Origin of the sequence: Pseudoalteromonas aquimarina (assembly GCF_049257255.1) — a bacterium.
GTDB lineage: Bacteria > Pseudomonadota > Gammaproteobacteria > Enterobacterales > Alteromonadaceae > Pseudoalteromonas.
Genome location: NZ_JBMMUG010000001.1, coordinates 744333 through 767483 on the forward strand (window position 1 = coordinate 744333; position 23151 = coordinate 767483).

25 protein-coding genes and 1 tRNA gene are annotated in these 23151 nt (G+C 37.7%); 14 read left to right on the forward strand and 12 right to left on the reverse strand.

The features are described 5' to 3' along the window. Positions 1-10: 10 nt before the first annotated feature. The 3 genes from AAEU29_RS03405 to cobU form a co-directional block, all read right to left on the reverse strand. Positions 11-1393: an amidohydrolase gene (locus AAEU29_RS03405; RefSeq protein ID WP_421972060.1), complete on the reverse strand. Its 1383-nt coding sequence runs from the start codon at positions 1391-1393 to the stop codon at positions 11-13. A gap of 106 nt (positions 1394-1499) precedes the next feature. Then, entirely contained in the window at positions 1500-2096 is a 597-nt protein-coding gene (locus AAEU29_RS03410) for a histidine phosphatase family protein (RefSeq protein WP_421972061.1), read from the reverse strand. Further along, the gene (gene cobU, locus AAEU29_RS03415; RefSeq protein WP_421972062.1) at positions 2077-2601 is read right to left on the reverse strand and encodes a bifunctional adenosylcobinamide kinase/adenosylcobinamide-phosphate guanylyltransferase; all 525 of its coding nucleotides are present in this window, start codon (positions 2599-2601) and stop codon (positions 2077-2079) included. Before cobU ends, AAEU29_RS03410 begins: the two co-directional genes overlap by 20 nt. 69 nt (positions 2602-2670) lie before the next feature. Here cobU and cobT point away from each other — a divergent pair, with 69 nt between their 5' ends. From cobT to AAEU29_RS03435, 4 genes are all read left to right on the forward strand, one after another. Next, complete coding sequence (cobT, locus tag AAEU29_RS03420) at positions 2671-3684, forward strand: nicotinate-nucleotide--dimethylbenzimidazole phosphoribosyltransferase (RefSeq protein ID WP_421972063.1); 1014 nt, start codon at positions 2671-2673, stop codon at positions 3682-3684. Continuing rightward, positions 3684-4451: an adenosylcobinamide-GDP ribazoletransferase gene (gene cobS / locus AAEU29_RS03425; RefSeq protein ID WP_421972064.1), complete on the forward strand. Its 768-nt coding sequence runs from the start codon at positions 3684-3686 to the stop codon at positions 4449-4451. The genes cobT and cobS overlap by 1 nt, the downstream gene beginning before the upstream one ends. Positions 4452-4453: 2 nt before the next feature. Then, complete coding sequence (gene cobO, locus AAEU29_RS03430; RefSeq protein WP_421972065.1) at positions 4454-5050, forward strand: cob(I)yrinic acid a,c-diamide adenosyltransferase; 597 nt, start codon at positions 4454-4456, stop codon at positions 5048-5050. 217 nt (positions 5051-5267) lie between these two features. After that, positions 5268-5618, forward strand: a complete 351-nt coding sequence (locus AAEU29_RS03435) for a DUF3718 domain-containing protein (RefSeq protein WP_421972066.1) — start codon at positions 5268-5270, stop codon at positions 5616-5618. Positions 5619-5682: 64 nt separating this feature from the next. Here AAEU29_RS03435 and AAEU29_RS03440 read toward each other — a convergent pair whose 3' ends face one another. After that, entirely contained in the window at positions 5683-6387 is a 705-nt protein-coding gene (locus tag AAEU29_RS03440) for a DUF445 domain-containing protein (protein ID WP_421972067.1), read from the reverse strand. Positions 6388-6635: 248 nt separating this feature from the next. Between AAEU29_RS03440 and AAEU29_RS03445 the strand changes: the two genes are divergently transcribed. Further along, positions 6636-7511, forward strand: coding sequence for a fructosamine kinase family protein (locus AAEU29_RS03445; RefSeq protein WP_421972068.1), 876 nt, complete (start codon positions 6636-6638; stop codon positions 7509-7511). A gap of 69 nt (positions 7512-7580) precedes the next feature. Then, positions 7581-7784, forward strand: a complete 204-nt coding sequence (locus AAEU29_RS03450; RefSeq protein ID WP_274760072.1) for a CPXCG motif-containing cysteine-rich protein — start codon at positions 7581-7583, stop codon at positions 7782-7784. 37 nt (positions 7785-7821) lie between these two features. Here AAEU29_RS03450 and AAEU29_RS03455 read toward each other — a convergent pair whose 3' ends face one another. Then, positions 7822-8451 carry a riboflavin synthase subunit alpha gene (locus AAEU29_RS03455; RefSeq protein ID WP_421972069.1) on the reverse strand — a complete coding sequence of 210 codons (630 nt, stop codon included), beginning with the start codon at positions 8449-8451 and terminating at the stop codon, positions 7822-7824. Between the two features lie 66 nt (positions 8452-8517). Between AAEU29_RS03455 and AAEU29_RS03460 the strand changes: the two genes are divergently transcribed. The 7 genes from AAEU29_RS03460 to AAEU29_RS03490 all read left to right on the forward strand — a co-directional run bounded on the left by AAEU29_RS03460 (position 8518) and on the right by AAEU29_RS03490 (position 15681). Next, entirely contained in the window at positions 8518-9873 is a 1356-nt protein-coding gene (locus tag AAEU29_RS03460; RefSeq protein WP_421972070.1) for an MATE family efflux transporter, read from the forward strand. A gap of 19 nt (positions 9874-9892) precedes the next feature. After that, entirely contained in the window at positions 9893-10861 is a 969-nt protein-coding gene (locus AAEU29_RS03465; protein ID WP_421972071.1) for a DUF3080 family protein, read from the forward strand. A 102-nt stretch (positions 10862-10963) separates the two neighbouring features. Then, a tRNA-Val gene (locus AAEU29_RS03470) sits at positions 10964-11040 on the forward strand. Positions 11041-11196: 156 nt separating this feature from the next. Further along, entirely contained in the window at positions 11197-12312 is a 1116-nt protein-coding gene (locus AAEU29_RS03475) for an MltA domain-containing protein (protein WP_421972072.1), read from the forward strand. Further along, positions 12309-12950, forward strand: a complete 642-nt coding sequence (locus tag AAEU29_RS03480) for an LOG family protein (protein WP_421972073.1) — start codon at positions 12309-12311, stop codon at positions 12948-12950. The genes AAEU29_RS03475 and AAEU29_RS03480 overlap by 4 nt, the downstream gene beginning before the upstream one ends. A 17-nt stretch (positions 12951-12967) precedes the next feature. Further along, positions 12968-14674 (forward strand): bifunctional isocitrate dehydrogenase kinase/phosphatase, encoded by a 1707-nt coding sequence (gene aceK / locus AAEU29_RS03485; RefSeq protein ID WP_421972074.1) that lies wholly within the window; start codon positions 12968-12970, stop codon positions 14672-14674. 65 nt (positions 14675-14739) lie between these two features. Next, complete coding sequence (locus AAEU29_RS03490; protein ID WP_421972075.1) at positions 14740-15681, forward strand: LysR family transcriptional regulator; 942 nt, start codon at positions 14740-14742, stop codon at positions 15679-15681. Positions 15682-15725: 44 nt separating this feature from the next. On the opposite strand, the gene AAEU29_RS03495 is transcribed toward AAEU29_RS03490, so the two are convergent. Then, a complete protein-coding gene (locus AAEU29_RS03495) occupies positions 15726-16058 on the reverse strand; it encodes a hypothetical protein (protein ID WP_421972076.1) in 333 nt (110 codons plus the stop codon). A gap of 66 nt (positions 16059-16124) precedes the next feature. Beyond that, positions 16125-16403, reverse strand: coding sequence for a hypothetical protein (locus tag AAEU29_RS03500; protein WP_421972077.1), 279 nt, complete (start codon positions 16401-16403; stop codon positions 16125-16127). 82 nt (positions 16404-16485) lie between these two features. Here AAEU29_RS03500 and AAEU29_RS03505 point away from each other — a divergent pair, with 82 nt between their 5' ends. Then, the gene (locus tag AAEU29_RS03505) at positions 16486-17853 is read left to right on the forward strand and encodes an O-antigen ligase family protein (RefSeq protein ID WP_421972078.1); all 1368 of its coding nucleotides are present in this window, start codon (positions 16486-16488) and stop codon (positions 17851-17853) included. Here the strand turns inward: AAEU29_RS03505 and AAEU29_RS03510 are convergent. From AAEU29_RS03510 to AAEU29_RS03530, 5 genes are read right to left on the reverse strand one after another with little or no spacing between them, the layout of a single operon-like run. Further along, a complete protein-coding gene (locus tag AAEU29_RS03510; protein WP_421972079.1) occupies positions 17831-18520 on the reverse strand; it encodes a VpsP family polysaccharide biosynthesis protein in 690 nt (229 codons plus the stop codon). The two genes, AAEU29_RS03505 and AAEU29_RS03510, sit on opposite strands and share 23 nt — an antisense overlap. Then, positions 18514-19242 carry a tyrosine-protein phosphatase gene (locus tag AAEU29_RS03515; RefSeq protein ID WP_421972080.1) on the reverse strand — a complete coding sequence of 243 codons (729 nt, stop codon included), beginning with the start codon at positions 19240-19242 and terminating at the stop codon, positions 18514-18516. Before AAEU29_RS03515 ends, AAEU29_RS03510 begins: the two co-directional genes overlap by 7 nt. After that, positions 19243-21423 (reverse strand): GumC family protein, encoded by a 2181-nt coding sequence (locus tag AAEU29_RS03520; RefSeq protein WP_421972081.1) that lies wholly within the window; start codon positions 21421-21423, stop codon positions 19243-19245. Between the two features lie 8 nt (positions 21424-21431). Further along, positions 21432-21950, reverse strand: coding sequence for a polysaccharide biosynthesis/export family protein (locus AAEU29_RS03525; protein ID WP_421972082.1), 519 nt, complete (start codon positions 21948-21950; stop codon positions 21432-21434). Positions 21951-21960: 10 nt separating this feature from the next. Then, positions 21961-23145: an outer membrane beta-barrel protein gene (locus AAEU29_RS03530; RefSeq protein ID WP_421972083.1), complete on the reverse strand. Its 1185-nt coding sequence runs from the start codon at positions 23143-23145 to the stop codon at positions 21961-21963. Between the last annotated feature and the right edge of the window lie 6 nt (positions 23146-23151).

The following is a 23151-nucleotide window of genomic DNA, read 5'->3' on the forward strand; positions in this document are numbered from 1 at the left end:
GTTATCATCCTTATTGCTGGCCTAACATAAAGTCACTTTTCGCTTGGTATTTTTCATCAGAACGGTCATATACTTTTGCACCATCGATAAATACTTGCTCAGCTTTAGCGTATACGCTGAAAGGACTTTGGTTCCAAATAACGACGTCAGCTTGTTTACCTGTTTCTAGGCTACCTACTTTGTCATCAACACCTAATGATTTAGCCGCATTTTGCGTGATCCAACGAATCGCATGCTCTTCTTTGATATCAAAACCGTTTTCATTAGCGCGGTACATTACTTTTGCAGCTTCTTGGTTTAGACGCTGAATAGTTGTGTCAGAATCCGAGTGAACAATGGCACATGAATTTTTAACTGCATCAACAATTGCAATGTTTTCTTGAACCATATCGTAGGCTTCCATTTTAAAGCCCCACCAATCTGGCCAAAGTGCAGCACAGCTGCCGTTATCTGCTAGTAAATCAGCAATTTTGTATGCTTCAATACCGTGGTGGAAAGTGCCCGCGTGATAACCAAACTCTTTTGATAGGTCAATCATCATCGCCATTTCTTCGGCTTTATAACAGTGGTTATGGATCATAATCTCACCGTCAAGCACACCACGTAAGGTATCAAGCTTAATATCACGTTCAGGGGCATCAACAGCTAAACCTAACTTGTGATCAGCGTCATACTTTTCCCAAGCGCGCTTGTATTCAGTCGCTTCTGCCCATGCGCTGCGGTAGCCCGCCATATTACCCATACGTGTTGATGGCGTGATTTTACGAGAGCCATAAACGCGTTTCGGGTTTTCACCACAAGCCATTTTTAAGCCGTACGGTGCATCTGGGAATTTCATTGCTTGCATGGTGTGCGCTGGTACATTTTTAAGTGTTACACCACGCCCGCCAAATAAGTTTGCAGAGCCAGGTAAAATTTGCAGTGACGTAATACCACCAGCTCGGGCAGAATTAAAACCTGGGTCCTGCGGCCAAATTGAATGTTCAACCCAAACATAAGCAGTATTAGGGCTGGTCATTTCGTTACCATCTTGGTGCGATTCAACCGATGGGCTAGGATAAGCGCCAAGGTGTGAGTGAACATCAATGATACCTGGAGTTACCCACTTACCATTTGCGTCAATAACGCGTGCACTTGCATGCGATAAATTTTCACCAACTTGTGAAATTTTACCATTTAAGATTAATACATCTGCATTATCTAAGCGCTCACCAGTACCAGTTAATACTGTGGCATTTTTAATTAGTAGCTCAGCACTTTCATACGGTTGATAAGTACTCGGGTATGGGTTTTTGTTAATTGATACATGCTCACCTTGCGGTGCTTGTTTGTTACAAGCAGCCAAACCAAGTGACATCGCAACAACTAACGCAGAAGGGATAAATCTTTGCATTATTGTTATTCTCCGAAAAAATACTGTTTAAATGTATCTAATAAAAAACGCAATTGCACACTTTTACGGTAAACACACGCGTATTTGCCATAAACAAATGTAAACATTACAAATGCAATCGGAAATAAAGCTGATCCTTGTCTTCAATAACACTTATTTTTATTAAACTGGCATAGTCTAAATGAAGCGATTGATGACAAGATAAATGAGGTGGAATACCTAACACAAATTGCACAATTTCGCGCATTACACCGGCATGGGTTACTAAAAGCACCTGCTTGCCTAAATATTGTTTACATAAGCTGTTAAATACCTTGGTAACCCGTTGATTAAAGTGCGTCATAGTTTCACCATTTGGCGGTGTAACTTCGTATGGGCATTCAAAAAAGAGCATTATATTAGTGTTTGATTCCTCGAACAGTTCACTCAATAGTTGCCCATCCCAATCTCCAAAATTCATTTCTGCTAAATCAGGATTTTCAATAAAGTTAGCCATCTGTTTTGTTGCTAATTGCTTTGCAAAGTATGCACAACGGCTAAGTGGCGATGAAATAACAGCATCAAATTGTAAATTGGCTACAGCAACTTCCATTTGCTCAAGTCCCAGCTCTGTAATTGCAAAGTCAGTAATGCCTCTAAGGCAATTATCACCTTCTGGTAAACCATGGCGAAGCAAATAGATATTAGTCTTTTTTGAGCTCATAAGGGATGCCTGCAATGGTAAAGGTCACATTATTTGAAATGGCGGCTACAGCTTGATTTAACCAACCTTGTTCATCTGCAAATTGTCTTGCTAGTGTATTGTCAGGCGTAATTGAAAAGCCTACTTCATTAGTTACCATAATGACTGTCTGCTCTGTATGTTGAAGCCATTCAAGAAATAACGCTTTTTCACTTTGCCAATCAATTTCTTCGTAGTACAAACAGTTATTGAGCCAAACAGTTAGACAGTCGATAAGAATAACCGCTTTATTGTCGATTTTCGCTAGCGTATGTGTGAGCTTAGGGCCGCTTTCACGTGTTTGCCAATGTACAGGGCGCGCGTCTTTATGATGTTCAATTCGCTTTGTCATCTCATCATCAAATGCTTCGGCAGTGGCTACGTAAATAACATTCGCGTTTTGCTCTTGTGCAAATTGTTCCGCCAATTTTTCAGCATGTCGCGACTTGCCAGAACGCACACCGCCAATCACTAAATATTTATTCATTCTTTCTAAAAGCCCTTGTTCCTCTTGGGTTTGTCACGCACAATAGCTAAAAAAATATTGGAAATCCAGATGTCTACTGGCATTGACTTGACACAACTCATTCAAAACACCATCAATGGTAAAATTAAACCCGTTGGTTCACTTGGCAAAATTGAAAGCCTTGCTGCGCAAATAGCTGGGGTTCAAATCACCGAACCATCACATAACAAACTCCATTTACAAAACCCAAGTTTACTTATTTTTGCAGGCGATCATGGCATTGCAAAACACAATGTAAGTATTGCACCAAGTGATGTTACAAGCTTAATGGTGAATTGTTTTATCAACGACCAAGCTGCTATAAACAGTTTTATTAAAGATACTGATTGGCAATTACACGTTATTGACTGCGGTATTCAAACCGAATTACCAGCACATACAAAGTTAATTAATGCGCGCTTGGGTAATTGCTGTGGCGATATCAGTGAAGTCCCTGCACTATCAGATTCACAATTTCAACAAGCCCAAATTAACGCTGAACAAATTATAACTAATTTAAATACCAATATTATTGGCTTTGGTGAAATGGGTATCGCCAATACCAGCCCTGCGAGTGCGATTTTTGCAAAGCTGTTTGGTTTAAGTGCAAACGATATTGTCGGTGTTGGTACTGGGATCAATAATGACCAGCTAGCTATAAAACGCAGTCTTATAGATAAAGCGATTTCACGCATAGATTCAACCGAGCCAAAAAATATTTTAAGGGAGCTTGGTAGTTTCGAAATAGCAACAATGGCCTTTGCAATGCTTACAGCCTTTAAGCAGAATAAATTAATTATTGTCGATGGCTTTATTGTCACCGCTGCCGCGGCAATAGCGCTTGAAATTGAACCACAGATTAAAAGCCACCTTATTTTTGCCCATGTTTCAAATGAATCAGCTCATAAGCAGGTACTCGCACTACTTAACTGTGAACCGCTGCTTGATTTATCGCTTCGCCTTGGCGAAGGTACGGGTGCTGCGCTTGCGCTTCCTTTAATACAAGCAGCCGTTAATTTTTACAACCATATGGCAAGCTTTGACGATTTAGGAATAACGCTTTAATGAATCTAACCTATGAAGTCTCACTTTTTAAATTAGCACTTAGTTTTTTAACGCGTATTCCAGTTAAAATAACTGATTACTCAAATGAAAAACTTAATGAAGCGACAGGCTATTTCCCATTAGTTGGTGCACTGATAGGAGCAATCCTGGCAGCCAGCTTTTATGTTCTTTCGCTGCTATTTCCAGTTGAGCTCGCTGTTGTTTTGGTGATTGTAATTGGTTATATGCTAACAGGTGGCTTTCATGAAGATGGCCTTGCCGATGTTGCAGATGGGTTTGGTGGCGCTTTTGAGCCCCACAAGAAACTTGAAATCATGAAAGACTCTCGCCTCGGCACCTATGGTACCCTTACGCTTATATCTTTATTTGCGATTAAGTACCAAGTATTAGTAGCAAGCAGCCATATTTTGCTTTTACTTATTATTGCACATACCGTAAGTAGAACATTTGCCACCAGCATTATTGGTAAATGTCCTTACGTTACAGCGGATTCGCTGAGTAAAGTTAAACCAGTGGCTAAACACCTCTCAATGAGTGCAGAAAACCGACTTTGGCTTACCTTTGCTTGCGTTTGTGTAATGTTATTATTTGTGGGTTTTACTATCGCTCAACTAATCATCTTGATTGTGAGCTGCTTTATCGTAAGAGCCGTACTAATCGCTTGGTTTAAAAAACATATAAATGGTTATACTGGAGATTGCTTGGGCGCAGCTCAACAAATTTTTGAAGTCTTTGTATATTGCCTATTACTTCTCTTTTTGGATTAACAATGTCAGATAAATTCGAACAACATCAAAAACGTCAAGAAAAAATCAAAAAAGCCGTCGACGAAAAAGTGGCAAAGGCCACCATTGAAAAAGGACTTTTCCTGGTAATTACCGGTAATGGTAAAGGCAAGTCCACCAGCGCTTTTGGTACCGTTGCACGTGCTGTTGGCCATGGCCAAAAAGCAGTTGTTGCACAGTTTGTTAAAGGTGGCTGGGAGTGTGGTGAGCGCAATCTGCTTGAAGGTGCAGGCGCCACTTTCCATGTGATGTCTACAGGTTTTACTTGGGAGACTCAAAACCGCGATTCTGATACAGCAGCTGCACAGAGTGTTTGGCAAGAAGTTAAAAAATCTCTTAGTGATGACAAGATTGATTTAGTGGTACTCGATGAAATCACCTATATGATCAACTACGACTATATTGATCTTGATGATGTACTTGAAGCAATAAGTAACCGTCCAAAAGAGCAATCAGTGATTGTTACAGGGCGAGCGGCACATCGAAAATTAGAAGAGCTTGCTGACACCGTTTCAGAAGTGCGCAATGTAAAACACGCGTTTGATAACGGCGTAAAAGCGCGTAAAGGCATCGATTGGTAAAAAGTTTAAAAATAATTTTCCCAATTTATTGCAAACTACACATATTAACGCCATGAAAAGTGGCGTTTTTTCTATTTGCTCGACACATTTGAAATACTCTTTTACACCCTGTCACGTTAGATTAACAGCATTTTTCTGATTTTCAGCGACTATATAAGTACGTTCAAACAAAACGTGAACACTTTAATTTAAATAATGTTGGAATGAGGAATTTAACATGAAAGTTTTAGCAGCAGCCCTAGTTAGCGCAACACTACTTGCATCAGCAAACGCATCAGCAGATACACAATTTGTTGCTTTAGATAATTCGCCAGGCACTGAGCTTTGTATGGCGTTTGCATCAAATAAACCGTTAAAAATGCAAAAAGCGATTAAGAATAATCGTGTTAAAAAGCATCAAATTGATGACAAACTAGCTTGCAATGATATGTCACTCGCAGAATTTGCAAGTGTGTATGGCCTTAACCGTACAAGTAACTTCATGAATTTAGATGTGAGTACATCAACAAGCATTAAAGATTTAGCAATGGCAAAAAAAGAATTGGTGTATATCTCAGGCAGTAAGTAATGACGAGACAAACAAAAAACGGAGGGACAACCCTCCGTTTTTTCATGAAGCTTACAACAAGCTGTTAAATAAAATGGGCAAGTAAGCCAAATAAACCACCAAATACCCCACCCCATACAACAAGCCAACCTAAGTGTTCCTTAATGAGATTCTGAATAAGCTCTTTTACAAGTTCAGGCGTTAATTCCGCTAGACGCGCTTCAATAATCGCTTCAATTTTTGACTGTAGCTTTTCGGCACTGGTATTTGACGTTAATTGTGTTTGCACCGTGTTATGAAATACTTCTGAGCTACTAATCTCAATCAATGAAGATTGCATTTTTTCGATAAACGGTTGTTTCATCGGCTCAAGCACAGCTGTACCACCAAACATACCAAGCATCGCACCAAACTGTGAGTTTTCGATTACATCAACCAATGAATCAAACGCTGGGTTTAAATCGGTGTTTTCAATAATCGGTGTAAAGTCGATGCCTGTTTCACTGTTATCAAGCTCTGCCGACATTAATTTATTAATGTTTTCTTGCGTGAAGAATTGCGACATAAACAAGCGCTTTATCGCGTCTTTAATTTGTTCAAATTGATTTGGAATAACCCCTGAGCCATAAAGACCTGGCACCTTTTCAAATAGCATATGTACCGCAAGCCAGTTAGTTAAAGCGCCTGACAAAGCAAATAAACCAATACTTAACAGCCATGGTAACGACAAGAAAAAACCAGCAACTGTTAATAAAACTGCGACAACATTGGTGATAGCGTGCTTGTTCAACTAACCCTCCAAAATAAGCTAAACCCAAATCGCGGCTATTTTAAAGTTTGCCCTTAACCCTAGGCAAGGCAAAAAACGAATAATCGCCATATTTATGTGCTTTTTTGTAAACAAAGCTCAAAATTTATCTGCCTTGACTATAGTTACTTTGTGCAACTACTTCAGGCTTAGATGAATTCACCATATAGTTGTGAAAGTATGCTAACGATTTCATTAAGCCTTTATGCTAAATCGTTAAAGGAACCCCTATGTGGAACTCATTACTCAATGAATTATCAGTTGTGTTACACAGAGATTTCTCATCTGCAACGAAAAGCCAATTGGCCTCTTCACGTAAAGAACGACTTTATAAGTTAAGTGATGACAAACAGTCTTTCTTTGTAAAAGTGGCAACAAAAGACTATTTAGATAAGTTTGAACAAGAACGTATATGTTTAAACACACTCACAACAGAAAGTGTGTTTTATGTTGCCGATTCAATATTGGTCGGCCAAAGCACTGAGTTTGCATACCATGTTATTGAATGGTTGGATTTAAGCGAAGGGACTCCTGAAAACTGGTATGCATTTGGGGAAACGCTTGCAAAACTCCATAAAAAACACCGTCAAGAAATGTTTGGTTTTGACACTGATAACTATATTGGCGACTCCCCACAGCCAAACGAGTGGCATAAACATTGGGATATTTTCTTTGCTGAAAAGCGTATAGGATATCAATTACAACTTCTTGCTGATAAACAGATACATTTAGTCGATATAGACCAGTTTGTTGATACTGTTAAACAGATTTTACATACCCACCATTGTTTACCTTCTCTTTTACACGGTGATTTATGGCGCGGTAATCTTGGTTTTTGTAAAGGGAATCCGTCAGTATTCGACCCTGCTTGTTATTATGGTGACAGAGAAGCCGACATTGCGATGACAGAACTGTTTGGTAAATTTCATCACGAGTTTTATCAAGGATACAACGACACCTACCCTTTATCAGATAAATACCAACAGCGTAAGCACATCTATAATCTTTATCATTTACTCAATCATGGAAATTTGTTTGGTAATCAATATATTGAAGATGCCCATTTAAGCATCGTTAAAATCCAGCAAAGTTATAGTCTAGACTAAGCGCAAAAACAGGTGAAAAATCAGTTTTCAACTACACTTAAACAAGTATTACTGTTGTTGGAAACTGTTATGCGAGACCATAAATTTCAACGTATTTCATGCCCTCATTGTGGCCATCATGTTGATGTAGAGATGGACACCACTTCTGGCGATCAAGATTACTATGAAGATTGTGCTGCATGTTGCAACCCTATCCATCTCAATATGCATATTGATAGGATTTACAACAAAATAGAGCTAAGCGTCGACAGCGACGACGAACAAGTTTTCTAAGTTTATTGGGCAAAAAAAAAGAGGCGCAATGCGCCCCTTATAGCCCTTTTGATTTCATATATCGCTCAATGGTTTCAACAATAGTATAAGTTTGTTGATCAACCTCGATATTAAACTCGGTACCAATTTGCGCTAAGCCTAAGTTGGTAACTTCGAGCGTTTCTGGGATCAAATGCAAATAAAAGCCATTTTGGTGCACTTCACCAACCGTTAAGCTACAGCCGTTAACACTGATAAAACCTTTATAATTAATATATTTAAGCCACTTTTCAGGTAACGATAAGTAAAACGCACAATTATCTTGCTCACGTTCAATTGATTCAACGCGCGCTACTGTGTGAATATGGCCAGAAACAATATGCCCGCCGATTTCAGTACCAAATGTCACTGAGCGTTCAAAGTTTACTTTTTGCCCTTGTTTAAGCTGCCCCAAATTGGTCAGTTTTAACGTTTCATCAATGACATCAAAATGTACTTGGCCAACCACATCTTTATTACCAAGCTCATAATGCACTACGGTTAAACAGCAACCATTGATTGAAATGCTCGCGCCAATATCTAAATGGTTCAAATACGCATTGGGTGTAGACAAAACTAGGCGCATTACTTCACCACTTGTGGAAACAGATACCACCGACGCCTTTGTTTGTACAATACCAGTAAACATTTAATTCCTATCTATCTCTGCATTCAGTAAAATACGATTTTCCTGATTTTGCTAGAATGCGCAAGTATGACGTTTAATGTTTTTGAAGCGAGATATATTCTTCGCTTAGCTATTCCTGTTTTTATAGCCCAAGTAACCATGATTTTAATGGGTGTTGTTGATACTGTTATGGCAGGTCAAGTGAGTGCGTATGATTTAGCGGCACTTGCAATTGCTTTGGGTATTTGGAACCCGGTACTTTTAACCTTGCTCGGTGTACTTCTTGCTCTAACGGGTATGGTGGCGCAAAACTTTGGCGCAAAAAAACTGTTTGCCATACGTCATGATATGTTTCAGGGCTTTTTCTTAGCCTTTGTACTTACAGCATTAGGCTTATTACTTATCAACTTTGTCGAAATTCCAATATCCTATATCCAAATGGAACCTGAAGTGGCTGGCTTGGCGCTTGGCTATATTCATTATGTCAAATGGGGTTTGCTTGGCTTTTTAATTTACAATGTACTGCGCTGCGTGTGTGAAGGCATGGCATATACCAAACCAGCAGTATTTATTGCGGCTATTGGTCTCGCTATTAACATTCCGGCCAACTATATTTTTATCCACGGTAAACTCGGTTTTGATGCATACGGGAGTGCTGGTTGTGGCATAGCAACAGCTATTGTTTACTGGTGCATGGCATTTAGTTTGTTTATATATATGCTTTATTCAAAGCGCTTAAAAGGCAGGTTTTTATTCTCACGCGCCATAAAACCAAAGTTAACCACAATAGCCTGCATTGCTAAGCTTGGTACTCCCATTGCACTTGCACACTTTTTTGAAGTGACACTATTTGCGTGTATTCCACTCTTTATTGCACCGCTTGGCGCTATTGCCGTTTCAGGTCATCAAGTGGCTGCAAGCGTCTCTACTGTGCTATTTATGATCCCACTTAGTCTTGCGCTAGCGATTTGTATTCGTGTAGGTAACTTAGCGGGTCAAAAAAACTATGCGGCGGTTAAAAAAACCGTTTCAACTAGCCTATTACTGGCGTTAATGATTTCGACTGTCGTGGCACTTATTACCTTTTTATCGCGCAGCGTTATTGGTAGTGTGTACAGTGATAACGCTGAGGTAATCGCCCTTGCCAGTGCTATTTTAATTTTAGCGTGTTTTTACCAATTGCCTGATGCTTTGCAAGTGGCAGCAACTGGTATTCTAAGGGGGTTAAAATACACAGCGCCAATTTCATACATTACCTTTATTTCGTACTGGTTAATCGGTTTTAGCTTAGGTTACGTATTGGCCTTAACAGATCTCATTGTTGAACCAATGGGGCCTAAAGGTTTTTGGCTCGGTATTATCGTAGGGTTATCAACCGCTGCGGTTTTACTTATAACGACTGTGAGAAAACGACTTGCTCAAGCGCCTTTTAATATTTCTTAGTCTTATTTGCTTATCAAGTATGTATCTTGTTGGGTGCTCTAAAGCGCCCAACGCTCTTAATTCAGATTACCATACACGCTTACAAAGCCAAATTAATCTGCCAAAACTTACCCCCTATTCAGATAGCCATAAACTCAAAAAAACAAGTATAGAAATCACTCAAACTAATACCATAGGCATATTACAGCTAGCCAAAATCCAACATTGTCAGCTCGGGCAATTAATCGCTGAGCGCAATTCACAACTTGGTAAAGTGGCAGGGCCAAGTGCTCAGTTTGCATATCAAGTTAGGTTTATTCAGTTGTTACCTAAGTGCATTAAGACATTAGAGGATGCGCTATTAAAAGACCAACTAAAAACGGTTTACAACGAAAAACGTGAAGTGCTTTTTAGCTACTGGCAGCAGATGACTTTTCAAGACCCTCAGTTATCGTCTTTATATAAACCAAGCACTTATTCATTAATGGAGATAAATGAGCAAGATAAACAAGCCGCCTTAAATAGTTTGCGTTTTTTGAGTCAAACTAAAGCGCTTATCTTAAATCAGCAGTTTGACGTTATTGATATTTCTCAATTGGAAAAGCAACTATCTGCATTTTATAAAAATACTTATGCGACAGGTGTATTAAGAGCTATGTACGAGCAAATTACGTTATTACAGCAGCAAAACACCGCGCTAAAGGCTGTCTCTACCGAGACACTATGCAAAAAAGGCCACAGCACAGAAAAGGCAAATGTATTAAGTAACATTTTTACAAAATTTTATGGTAATAAAATACAGCAATATCACAATTTACTGCTTCGCGAGTACGCTTTAATCCACCCAGAACTAAGCGCGATTTGGCAAAACGAGATTTCTAAGCCTTATGATAGCGACTTAGCTATTCACCCGCTTGATTTAGCAAATAGTTTAAAAACGTTGTCTGTTGAGCATGTACGCTGGTGGCAAGCTCTGTATAAGTCCTGTGGCATCGTGCCGGGAAGATAAACCATGTTATATTTTGCATATAAATCCATCAGTTAAACGGTGTTATGCAAAATTCTGCTTGTACAACAAAAAATTCTATGTAGAATGCGAACCATAAATCGAGGGTCTGTAGCTCAGTTGGTTAGAGCGCCACGTTGACATCGTGGAGGTCGGTGATTCGAATTCACTCAGACCCACCATTTATTCACTTCTTTATTTCCTAAATATTTCCCTAATAAGCCAATCACATTTCTGTGATAACTAAATCATTTTAACCTGAACAACTAAAGCCCTAGCTTCTCGTTTTTTAAATCAGTAAACTAAGTTTTATTACATGCTTACTAACTGATATTTCAATGAAGTATATTGTTTTATTCTTATTATTTTTTAACGTTTTCATCTCCCACTCTTTATTTGCCGACTCCTTTTATATTACAAAACAAACACCCATTAACGATTTCAAAATCAATACAAATCCCCATGATTTATGTAAGGTTGCTAATAACACTGTTAATTACCTTTCATTAGGTAAGCAGTATGATGCTGCAGTTATTCACGCGAATAAATTATCAGAGTATGGTATTTCTGAAGACGATCTTTCGCGCACGCTAAAATCACTTTGTACCTTTGCCAAAGCAGATGAAAAAAACAACACGAAATCACTAACCGATATTCAATTTTTAAAAAAGCATTATGATTTTTACCGAATTAGTTCGGATACAACACACGCAAAAAAACTCAGTGATAAAAAGCCGCTTTTAAAAAACCTGACTAACGATAAAGTGCTTATGACAAAGTACTACGTGCATTTAGCAACGGGCAGCGATGTAAAAACAACAGAATATACGTATCCGCTTTATGCTTTACCCTTTGATGAGGCTGGTTTATCACTTGAAGAGGCCGAGCGAAAAAAACAGCAACTCACCCGTTTTAAATACGGAAAGCAAGAAATTCTAAGCGGTATACTCACACAACAAAATCTAGCTAAACCAATCATATACCTAACCCGTGAAGATTTAGAATCCGCATTATTACAAGGCACGATTGTAGTAGAGATAAATGGCGAACAGCGAGTTTTTAACGTTCACCGCAATAACGGTATTGCATATGATCGTACCATTAAGCCTTTTGAACAAAATCGCTACTGGTACTTCAAACAAGTAAATGGCATTTTAGGCTATGGTAAAGATGCAAATCATAAAATTGAAGTATTGCCTGAAGTCACCTTTGCTGGCGATATCTATCAACTTGGGCTTGGCGCTTTAGTATTTGCTAAATTTGATTTTAAAAGCCACAGTGAATACCGTATGGCGGTAATGGCCGACACAGGTGGTGCGTTTGAAGACAACTTGTATCAATTAGACTATTTAGCGGGAAGTTATCCCGGCATTAAAGCCTATTACGATGCAAACCGTCATATGCCCGACTACATTGATGCGTGGTTTATGATCCTTAAAGGAGATATAAAATGATCGATGATCTTAAAGGCGATGAATCATGGCGTATGTTTCGCATTATTAGCGAATTTGCCGATGGCTTTGATAAGCTATCAGACACAGGCCCTGCCGTATCGATTTTTGGCTCAGCCCGCTTAGATGAAAATGACGTGTACTATCAAGCAACTGTCGATATCGCAAAGCGCTTTGTTGAAGAAGGCTTTGCTGTTATATCTGGTGGAGGCCCAGGAATTATGGAAGCCGCCAACCGCGGTGCAACTCATGGTAAGAGTATTGGCCTCAATATCGAATTACCCCATGAGCAAATTCCCAACCCCTATCAAAATGAACAGCTTGATTTTAGGTATTTTTTTACCCGTAAAGTAATGTTTTTAAAATACTCTATGGGTTACATTTGTATGCCAGGTGGTTTTGGCACGCTTGATGAAACATTCGAATCACTTACCCTTTTACAAACAGGCCGTATCTCAAAAATGCCCGTTGTGCTATTTGGCAGCGAATTTTGGCAAGGGCTGGTAGATTGGATGCAGCAGCAACTAGTTGCAAAAGGATTGATTGACCAAAGTGATTTTTCATTGTTCACTGTTACTGATGATATCGAACATGCAGTATCAATTATCACCAATCATGCAAAAAAACATCAACCACAATAACTAAAAGGTGTAAATGTATGCAGTTGAGCCAAGTTATCGCCAACTTGATTTTAAAAGGGTTTAGCCACCACTATTCACTGTTTCAAGGTTTAACGTCACAAGCTCAAGTGCATTTCGCCAATGCCGATTGGCAATCCATGCAACGTATTAGTGCTGAGCGTATTAGCTATTATGATAAGCGCGTAAATGAATGTATTGAAAAGCTTAAACGTCGCATAGATGCATCACACTTTGACGCTGAATTGTGGCTTGCCATTAAAACTGATTACACCGATTTACTGAGTTTTCATCCGCAAGCTGAGCTTGCCGAAACATTTTTTAACTCAGTATTTTGCCGCCTTTACCACCGCAAATATTTTAATAACGATTTCATTTTTGTTGAAAGTACCTTGACTGAACCGCTAGTGCCAGTTGAAGAAGAATATAAAAGCTTTTTTCCAGTGGTTGATGGCCTACTTCCAACCATTAAACAAATTTTTGCTCAGTTTGATTTAAAAGCCCCTTTTATCGATCTTGAATCGGATATTAAAAATATCGTCAAAGCCTTTGTTAAACAGGCACCTAATGTAAATTCACGCAATCATCAAATGCGCTTTGATATTTTAAAAGCGCCTTTTTATCGCAACAAAGCAGCCTATATTGTGGGGCGAATCGTCAGTAAAAACGGGGTGCAGCCTTTTATTATTCCTATTTTACACAATAAAAATAAAGGCCTATTTATTGATGCGGTGCTGACAAATTCCGTACAAATGCGGGTGGTATTTGGTTTTGCCCGCGCCTATTTTATGGTGAATACCCGTTCCCCTTCTGGTGTGGTGAGCTTTTTAAATCAGTTAATGCCCAATCGCACACCGGCAGAACTATACAACGCGATTGGATTTCATAAACAAGGTAAAAGCGAATTTTACCGCGAGTTTTTAAATCACCTAGCATCGTGCAAAGAAGACTTTGAAGTAGCCGCAGGCACCCCAGGAATGGTGATGGAGGTATTTACTCACCCTACTTTTCCATATGTATTTAAAGTTATTCGCGATAAATTTGGTGATGGAAAACCCTTTGGCAGGCGCACGGTGTTAGAGCGTTACCAACTGGTTAAAAAACACGATAAAGTTGGCCGCATGGCCGATACCATCGAATTTTCAGATGTGGCTTTTCCTATTTCCCGTTTTCCAGAGCCACTATTAGAGCGTCTTAAAAAATCAATTGCAGGATCACTCGAGTTTGATGGTGATTTGTTGATCATAAAACACCTTTATATCGAAAGGCGGATGACACCGCTTAATTTGTTTTTACAAGATGCACCAGAACAAGACAAACGTCATGTAATGCGTGAATACGGTCAAGCACTTAAGGAAATGATGTCGGCCAATATATTCCCCGGCGATATGCTGCTCAAAAACTTTGGCGTAACCAAGCATAAACGGGTCATTTTCTATGATTATGATGAAGTGCAGTATCTAACCGATATGAATTTCAGAGAATTACCTAAATCGGATGGATACTTTGATTACCCAGATGCCTACTCTGTAGCGCCGCAAGACGTATTTATTGAGCAATTAACCACGTTTGTGACAACCGATCCTCATATTAAAGAAATTTTATTAGAACAACATCCAGAGCTAAATAGTGCGTCTTATTGGCGTGAGCAACAGCAAAAAATTAAGCAAGGAATAAGTACTAATATTTATCCTTACCCCGAAAGTCTAAGATTTAAGTCACGATAAGCACTTGTTATTTATGCCTTCGTTTATTAAAGTCTTTTATTAAATACTGTTACGGCATAAATAAAATGAATATTAGTAAAGTAGATTTAAATCTCTTAGTGTACTTAGATACCCTACTTAGGGAGTGTAATGTGACACGTGCGGCAAATCAGCTGAACATTACACAGCCTGCTATGAGTAACGGCTTAAAGCGTTTACGTGCACTGTTAAATGACCCAATATTAGTGCGTACCAGTGACGGTATGGTGCCAACTGAGCGCGCAAAGGAGTTACAACCCGTTGTACGCGGTGTGTTGCTAACGCTTGAAGAAACACTTCAGCCCAACCGTGATTTTGAACCTGCCAGCAGTAATCGTGTTTTTCGTATAATGGCAAGTGACTATGCGGCCAGTACATTAGCCCCAATGCTACTAAGCCGCCTACAAACGTTCGCGCCAGACACCACGCTTGATATTGTAACGCCAAGTGATGTGACATTTCATGATGTAGAAAACGGCAAAGTAGACATGGCTATTAACCGCTTTGATAACCTGCCGCAATCCTTTCACCAAAAACGTATTTGGAAAGACAGCTTTTCGTGTGTGGTAAACGCAAATAACCCTGTTTTAGAAAACTACAGCCTAGATGCCTATTTAAAAGCACGTCATATCTGGGTAAGTAAAACAGGTTTTGGTGTGGGTGTGGGTATGGATCCGGCTGATGTACAAAAGCTAGGCTGGGTAGATGAAGCGCTCGCACATTTTGGTAAACACCGTAATATTGCCTCATTCACTCGTAATTATCATGTTGCTATTCATTTAGCCAAGGCTGAAAACCTCATTGCAACACTGCCAACAAAAGTGGCAAAAATTTATAAAAACGACAACGAGCTCAAAATTATTGAACCACCGTTTCCAATTCCGCCATTTGAGCTTGATATGATTTGGAGCCCACTACTTCACCGTGATGCAAGCCATATTTGGCTGCGTCAACAAATTGCCGATGTAGCAGAGGCGCTTTCAAGTTAATAAAAAAGCCGACATACTCGTCGGCTTTTTTATTTAACAATTATTTATTCTTCACGTTTGGTAAGTTTTACACCATCAACCGTCATAACCCATTGGTCATTTTCCACATAAGGCGTTTCAGAGACATCAAATGTTGTTGTTAAAAACCCGATGCCGACAACGAAGTCATCCCCTTGAAATTCTTTAAGCGGGCCATTAACTTCGGTACTGCCGCCACCCTTTAAACGTTTATAAGAAACGGTGCCATCGGGCAAAATAAGCAAATACATTTCTTTGCTTACCCACTCACCGGCATAAGACATTCGCTCTTCAGGTAATGGTTTACTACACGCAGCTAAAAAAATGACTGTAAAAATCGTTAAAACAAAATTCTTCATATTCCCTCACTAATGAACACAAAACGGCAGTTCACTGATTGAACTAATTGAATACTTAATTAAATACTATTTATCAGTATTAAGTTTATTAATCTCAAGCAAACGATAAATCGCATAAAGGTATAAACAAGGATAAAATCCACCAATAAATAGAATTAAGCTAGATGAGATTAAAAAATCTTGAAATGTTAGTTCGCTTAACTGCTGCTTTAAGCATACTTGATCAAACAACAACCAAATTGCAAAAAACAAAATAGCGAAGTGAATGGTCGCGAAGAAAATAACACGTGATTTTGACTTGGCAATTGAGCGAGACCATCCAATTGGCTCTGAAATTAAACTCATAAACAATCCTTTGTTTTAAGTAATGTTGCACAATAATATTGTTGTTTAATAACTTAATCAAACTTCTAGCTAAAAAATATGTGTGTTAATATTTATTAATTCTAAAAAGCTTAGAACCTTGAATAAATTGAATAAAGCTATCTTTGCAATGCTATGTGCATTAATTTTCTGGCTTCCTATTCCATTAGGAAGTTACCGTGTTTGGGCTATTATGTTTTTTGGCTTTCTAGTTAGCTGTACATTTATTCTTCATCTCGTTAATTGTGCTTATTCCAAACAAGCAATTTTCCCAAAGAAATCCAGCTGGCCACTCTTCGGAGCATTACTTGCAGTATTATGTGTCTTAGCTATTCAACTATTGCCAACCCGTTTTCAAAGTATTGATCCTAACCAAACATCTGTCATGCTTTTAAAAACAATAACTATGCTTCAGTTTGCTTGGTTGATTCTATTTTATGTAAATTCAAAAAATAGAATTAAAACCTTTATCTATTGGCTTATAGCTGCAGGTGTTTGCCAAGCACTTTATGGAAGTTATCTTGTGTTAACGCAAGCACCACATAGTCTTGTTTTTGATTATCCATATGACTCAAGAGCAATGGGCTCTTTTACATATCAGAACTTCTTAGCTAATTATTTAGCAATGTGTATGGCAATGGGAATAGGTTTACTCATTTCTGAACTAAAAACTCATAACCATAAGCAAAGTTTTAAAAATTTTATCAGAAATTTTTTTGAATCAATTCTCAGTAACAAAATCATTATCAGACTTTGTCTAATCTTAATTATTACATGCTTAATCTTAACCAAGAGCCGAATGGGAAACGTTGCATTTTTTATGGCACTTGGTATTACCAGTTTATTCGCTTTATTTTATTACAAGGAAAGACCCTACAATCTCAAAATAATAATCGTGAGCTTTTTTATACTAGATTTAATTATTATTGGGAGCATGTTTGGCGTAGAAAAAGTTAGAGAAAGAATTGTAAATACCAGTTTTGTTGAAGAGACACGAGATGAAGTATTGCTTTCTTCAATTTCTCTTATTTTAGATAAACCTTTTCTTGGTTCAGGAGGAGGTTCTTTTTACACGGCCTACCCTGCTTACCAAAACGAATTAATGCTAGGTCATTATGATAATGCACATAATGACTATATTCAGTTTAGTGTTGAATTAGGTATACCGTTAACAATAGTTTTGGGATTATTGTTATTCTACTCTTTATTCATATCTTGCAAAATTATGATTTCCAGTTTGAGTAAAACAAGTAAAGGAATAGCTTTTGGCGGTTCAATTGCAATCCTTATGATGTTAATACACTCATCTGTAGATTACTCATTGCAATCTGGAGCAAATTCAATGACATTTATTGCCATAATTGCCCTGTTGTTCGTTGCATATGAACTTTCGACTAACTCGAAAGTAATCAAAAACCGCAAATACCTTTAAAGGGCCATTGCTGCTGATATTTGTTAAATTGCGATTTGTATTTAATCTGAATACAGATCAATTTTTCCATTTCAACCGATTGGGCATCTTGAATGACTGTCGTTAATATCTGTGGTTTTGACGCAGCAATATCTAATAACCTAAAGAAAAACAATTTTTCTTCGGTATTTAAACTTTCCCAATTGTTTAAAAGAATTCCACTCGCAGTAGTAATAACAAAACGATTGTAAGGCCCATAAATTAACGCATTATTAATATATGAAATCGTTTCAGGTGTAATTCCATGGACATAGGCATTAACGCTTGCTAATTCCACCCATGTTACAGGCCAATTTTTACGCTTTTCGAGTGATTCGCGATACAAGGAGATAACTTCTTTATACTTTTCTTGGTCATCGTTATTTAAAAGAATTCCTCTTGAGAGTATTCTTGCCTTTGTATCGAGATAATGAGGATTGTTTGGGTTAAATTTGATTGCAGAATTTATAGAATTTAACGCTAGCTCGTAATCTGTGGTTTTTTCGATTTTTTTTTCTCTGTCCCAAGAGTTTAATTTTGTACTAGCGTTCTCATAATTTATGTCAGCAATAAATAATCTGAAACTAAAAATTCCCGAAAGTGCAGAAGCTGTAACAAGCAAAAGCATTATAAAATAACGATTCAACATATAAATAAGTTTTTTGTTAGTAACTTAGGTGTATTAATAAATAAATTTTCTGCATATTCTGCAGTGTATTTATCACAGACTTCTTTAAATGCTTTACTTAAAATAGGAGGTCTTCGTTTCAGATTATGCGCATCTGATGCAACAATATCAGCTAGTTTATTTTCAAGCATAAAGCTAGCTATTTGCTTAGGTTTTTCACCAAAATCACCAACAATGCTTCCTGCGGTAACTTGAAGTAAACAACCTAAGCGTTTTAACTTCAAAATCAAATCGGTATTTTTCTGAATATCACGATTTCTCTCAGGGTGTGCAATTAAAGGCAGAATATTATTAGAAATCATCCACTTTATTAAATTATCTGCACCTTGTGGATAATTTGAGTGTGGCAGCTCTAGTAAAACTACTTTTTTATCTAATGAGTTACCAATAAATGGGATTTTACCATGCTGAAAGAGAGTGATTAATTCAGCATCAATTCTAACTTCAGCTGCGAAAGCTAGGTTTAATCTTAAATTTGCATCAGCCGCTTTTTGTTTAAGAGAAAAGAAATTAGTGAAGATATCATCAATATTGTTATTAAATTTTCCTAAATGTATATGTGGAGTAAGAACAATATGTGTAATTCCATCATTCTCAGCAATTTTCAAAAGGGATATGGCTTCGTCCATATCCCTTGCACCATCATCAATACTGGGAATTAAATGGCAGTGAATATCGTACATTTAAGACTTTTGTTCCACACCATAACCATAGTAATCATAATAGCCATGATAGCCTCCGTAGCTCTCAGCTCTTTTAAGGTCAACTTGATTCAGTACTATGCCTGCTATATTAGCTTTTGTCTCAATCATGCGCCCTAAGCCAGCTTTAACCATTCCTATTCGTGTACTATCTGCTTTAACAACATAAATTACCGAATCAACATGCTGCGCAATTACCAAAGAATCACTCACTACTTGAGTTGGTGCAGTATCAATAATAATTTTGTCAAATTTAGTTCTTAAATGCTCAATCATCTTAGCAAATCTAGACGATGACAATAACTCCAGAGGATTAGGTGGCACTTGTCCACATGGCATAATTGTAAGTCCCGACTTTTCATCAACAAATAAACATTCATCAAATTTATTTGTACCAGCAATAAAATTGGCAAGCCCTGGATGATAAGCTGGAACATTAAATCGCTTACAAATACTTGGCTTGCGCATATCTGCATCTATGAGAAGTACCTTCTCAATCTGAGCTAAAGAAAACGCAAGATTGCTTGATGTTGTTGATTTTCCTTCACCAGGAATAGAAGATGTAACTTCAATTACCTGATTTTTTCTATCCATTTGGCTCAATACAAAACTGGTTCTAAAAGTTCTAATAGATTCAGCAAATTGACGTGCATCCTCATTAAAGAAATGATGGGTATCTAACGCTTTATCTTTTTTCGTAGGTTGCAGTGGCAACAAACCTAACATGCGTTGCGCCAGTTTACTCTCAACATCATTAACTGTTTTAACCGTATCATTTAAAAGTGTTAACATAATAACAATACCAACGCTAAAGGCGAATGAACCAATAAAAGCTAATAGTACAAATTTCTTTTTGTTTGGCTTGATAGGTTTCGTTGGTACAAACGCTTTATCAATGACCTTAGCAGCTTCTAGACTAAAATCACTCGAAACTTCAGTTTCTTTCGAACGAGTCAAAAACGCGTCATAAAGATTTCTATTGGTTTCAACTTCACGTTTAAGTTTCAAATAGTCAGTTTCTTTTCGAGTAATGCTTTGATAATCACTGCGAAGTTGTTTTAAAGAAGACTCTAAAGAAACGACATTTGCACGAGCATTACGAACTTCCTTTTGAATTCCAGAGATTAAAGACTTAATTTGTTTTTTAAGGTTTTGCTCAGCTATCTCAAACTCTGAACGTGCCGTGATCATTTTAGGATGCTTTGGTCCATAAACTTGTGCAAGTTCATTTACTTTTCTTTCTGCTTCACGAACTTCTACCTTCATGGCTTGAATGGCAGAATGAGATGTTACTTCGTTAATTGATTCTAGTTGTTCAACATTATTAGAACCATTTTCATTAATTATACGTGTTATATTTTCTAATTTAATTAAATCATTCTTAGCAACAATAAGTTGTGTAGAGGTTTGCTCTAGTTCACTTCGAATCAGACTGATGCTACCTTCAAAATCGATTAAATCTTCAGCTTCACGATAAGCTTGCAAGTTTGCTTCAGATTGATCTAACTGAACTCTTAGTGTAGATAATCTGTCATTCAACCAACCAGATGCTTTGCGAGTAATACCCGTTTTTTGTAAGACTTCTCTTTCAATATAAGTTGAAGTTAGTGTATTCACGATGAGCGCTGCAAGTTCAGGATCTGCCGATTCATACGATACAGTTATTAGTCTCGTGCCATATTTTGGCTGTACTTTCAGATTTCTAAAGAATTTATCAAGCATCTGTTGCAGCTTAAATTCTTCACTATTAACTGATACATCAACTCTTGATTCGAATAAAAATGGCAAAAATTCTTTTATCTTAGACGATAATCCATCATTCGATGAAGGGTCATAGGGTGTGAACTCTGGGTATTGAGATAGGTTTAGCTTATTTATAACCTCTCTAACAATGCTTTCAGATTTTAAGATTGCAAATTGTGTTTCAAAATATTCTCTACGCGAAAAATCAACACCATACACTTGCTGAAAATTAACTGCTCTTGCCTGCTTTGATTCAATTTGAATTGTAGAGGTTGCTTGGTAAATCGGTGATATCGTCATTACGTATAAACCGACAAGACAGGTAACTAGCAATGAAAAAAAAGTAATAGAAAAAAACCTTTTCTTCACGGCAAAAAAGTAGTGCTTTAAATCAAAAGCTTCCGAATTTACGTTTTCCATTAAAACCTCTAGAAAAATCGTTGTTCGATTTTTATTGTGTCTCCAGCAGATACTTTAGTATCTAAATTCGCTTTTAACTGATTAATATTGTTCCCTTCTTTATATAAGAAGATTTTGTCTTCTGAAGCACGTTCAGTTAGCCCGCCCGCTAGAGCAATAGCCTGATTAATTGTCATGCCAGGGTTATACGAATAAGCACCTGGCTCTTTAACCTCACCATGAATATAAAAAGGTCTGTGTTCAACAACTTGTGCGTAAACATTTGGATTTACAAGGTAATCACCTTTCAGACCATCGGATACTAGGCGTTCTACCTGTTTAACCGTTAGTCCAGCAAGTTTAATCTCGCCCAAAAACGGGTAGTTAATTTCGCCACTGTTCCCCAACAAAGATTCAACAGATAAATCTTCTTGCCCATAAACCTTGATAGAAATTTTATCTCCTGGTCCTAAAATATAATTATCCTGCGCTTCAACAGAAGGCAGGATAAATAATAAACATAGAACTAGGCTAAAAAGCCTCAGCATATTGTTGTCCTTACAGCGAAATACGGCTTGAGATACCGATTATATTTTTGTCAAATTCAATTTCTTTATCTGTTGAATTTTTATCTAATACTTCAGCAAACAGGCGAAGTGAAATCCAACGTAAAATTTGATAATCAATTGCAGCTTTAAATTTTAACTCATCATCTGTACGGATTATACCTTCATAGTTAAAATCACTATATCCAATACTTAGTGCTGAGCTAAGGTCTTCGCTCCAGCCATGCTGCCATTCAACTTCAAGCGAAGTTGTATTAATGAAGTCACCATCTGTAAGCGTTTCTTCAGCACCTTTATACGTGTTAAGGTTGACTTTGGTATAGCTTAAAGGTTGCCAAGTAACACCTAACTCCCAAATAAAGCCTGAGTAAGTTTCGCGCCCACTACTGATAAAATCTTTTTTCTGATAACCTACTTTTGCTTTACCTGTAGTAAGGGCAGTTGCTTCCCACTCAAAACCCAGTAAAACATCGATATCATAAGAATCTCGAGAATACTCATTTGGATCTCTTACATCATAATTAATATCAGTATTTGAGACCTCTAGAAACGCATCAGTACCTGCTTGGGTATTGTAAATGAATTTACCGCCAAGCATCATAGATTCATAGTTTCTGTACTGCGATTGGGACTTAAAATTCAAATAGTCTTTATTATAGTATTCTGCCATTGCACCAATACGACCGAATGCTGTTTTAGAGCCATATTCAAAGTCACCACTAAGGCGTTGCTCTGCATATCGGTGCATTTTAGTATTAATATCACCTTCACCTTCGGTTAAACCCGTACCTCTAGGTTCAGAAGTCCAATTCGCATCTAGACCAAGATTAAAACGCGTTTTAGAGGAAGGTTCCATATGCATACCGAGCCCAATCAGACCATCGAAAAAATTATCTGAGCTATTTTCAGAATATAAACCCGAAAGCATTCCTACATCGATTGAATATTTGTTAACGCCATCATCAAGTAAAAAATTAACAGAAGGGTCAATGTTTAAAATTGAACTACTTACTTCCTCAGAATTACTGTATATATTGTCGTCATATGTCAACCCTAAATCTAGTAATGGCGTTACAACAAATCCTGATTCAGTTGTGATGACGCCTGGTTCGCTATATGCGGTTGTACTTATAGCTGCCATTGCTAATATCGACACTGATAACAAACGTTTGTTCATTTTATC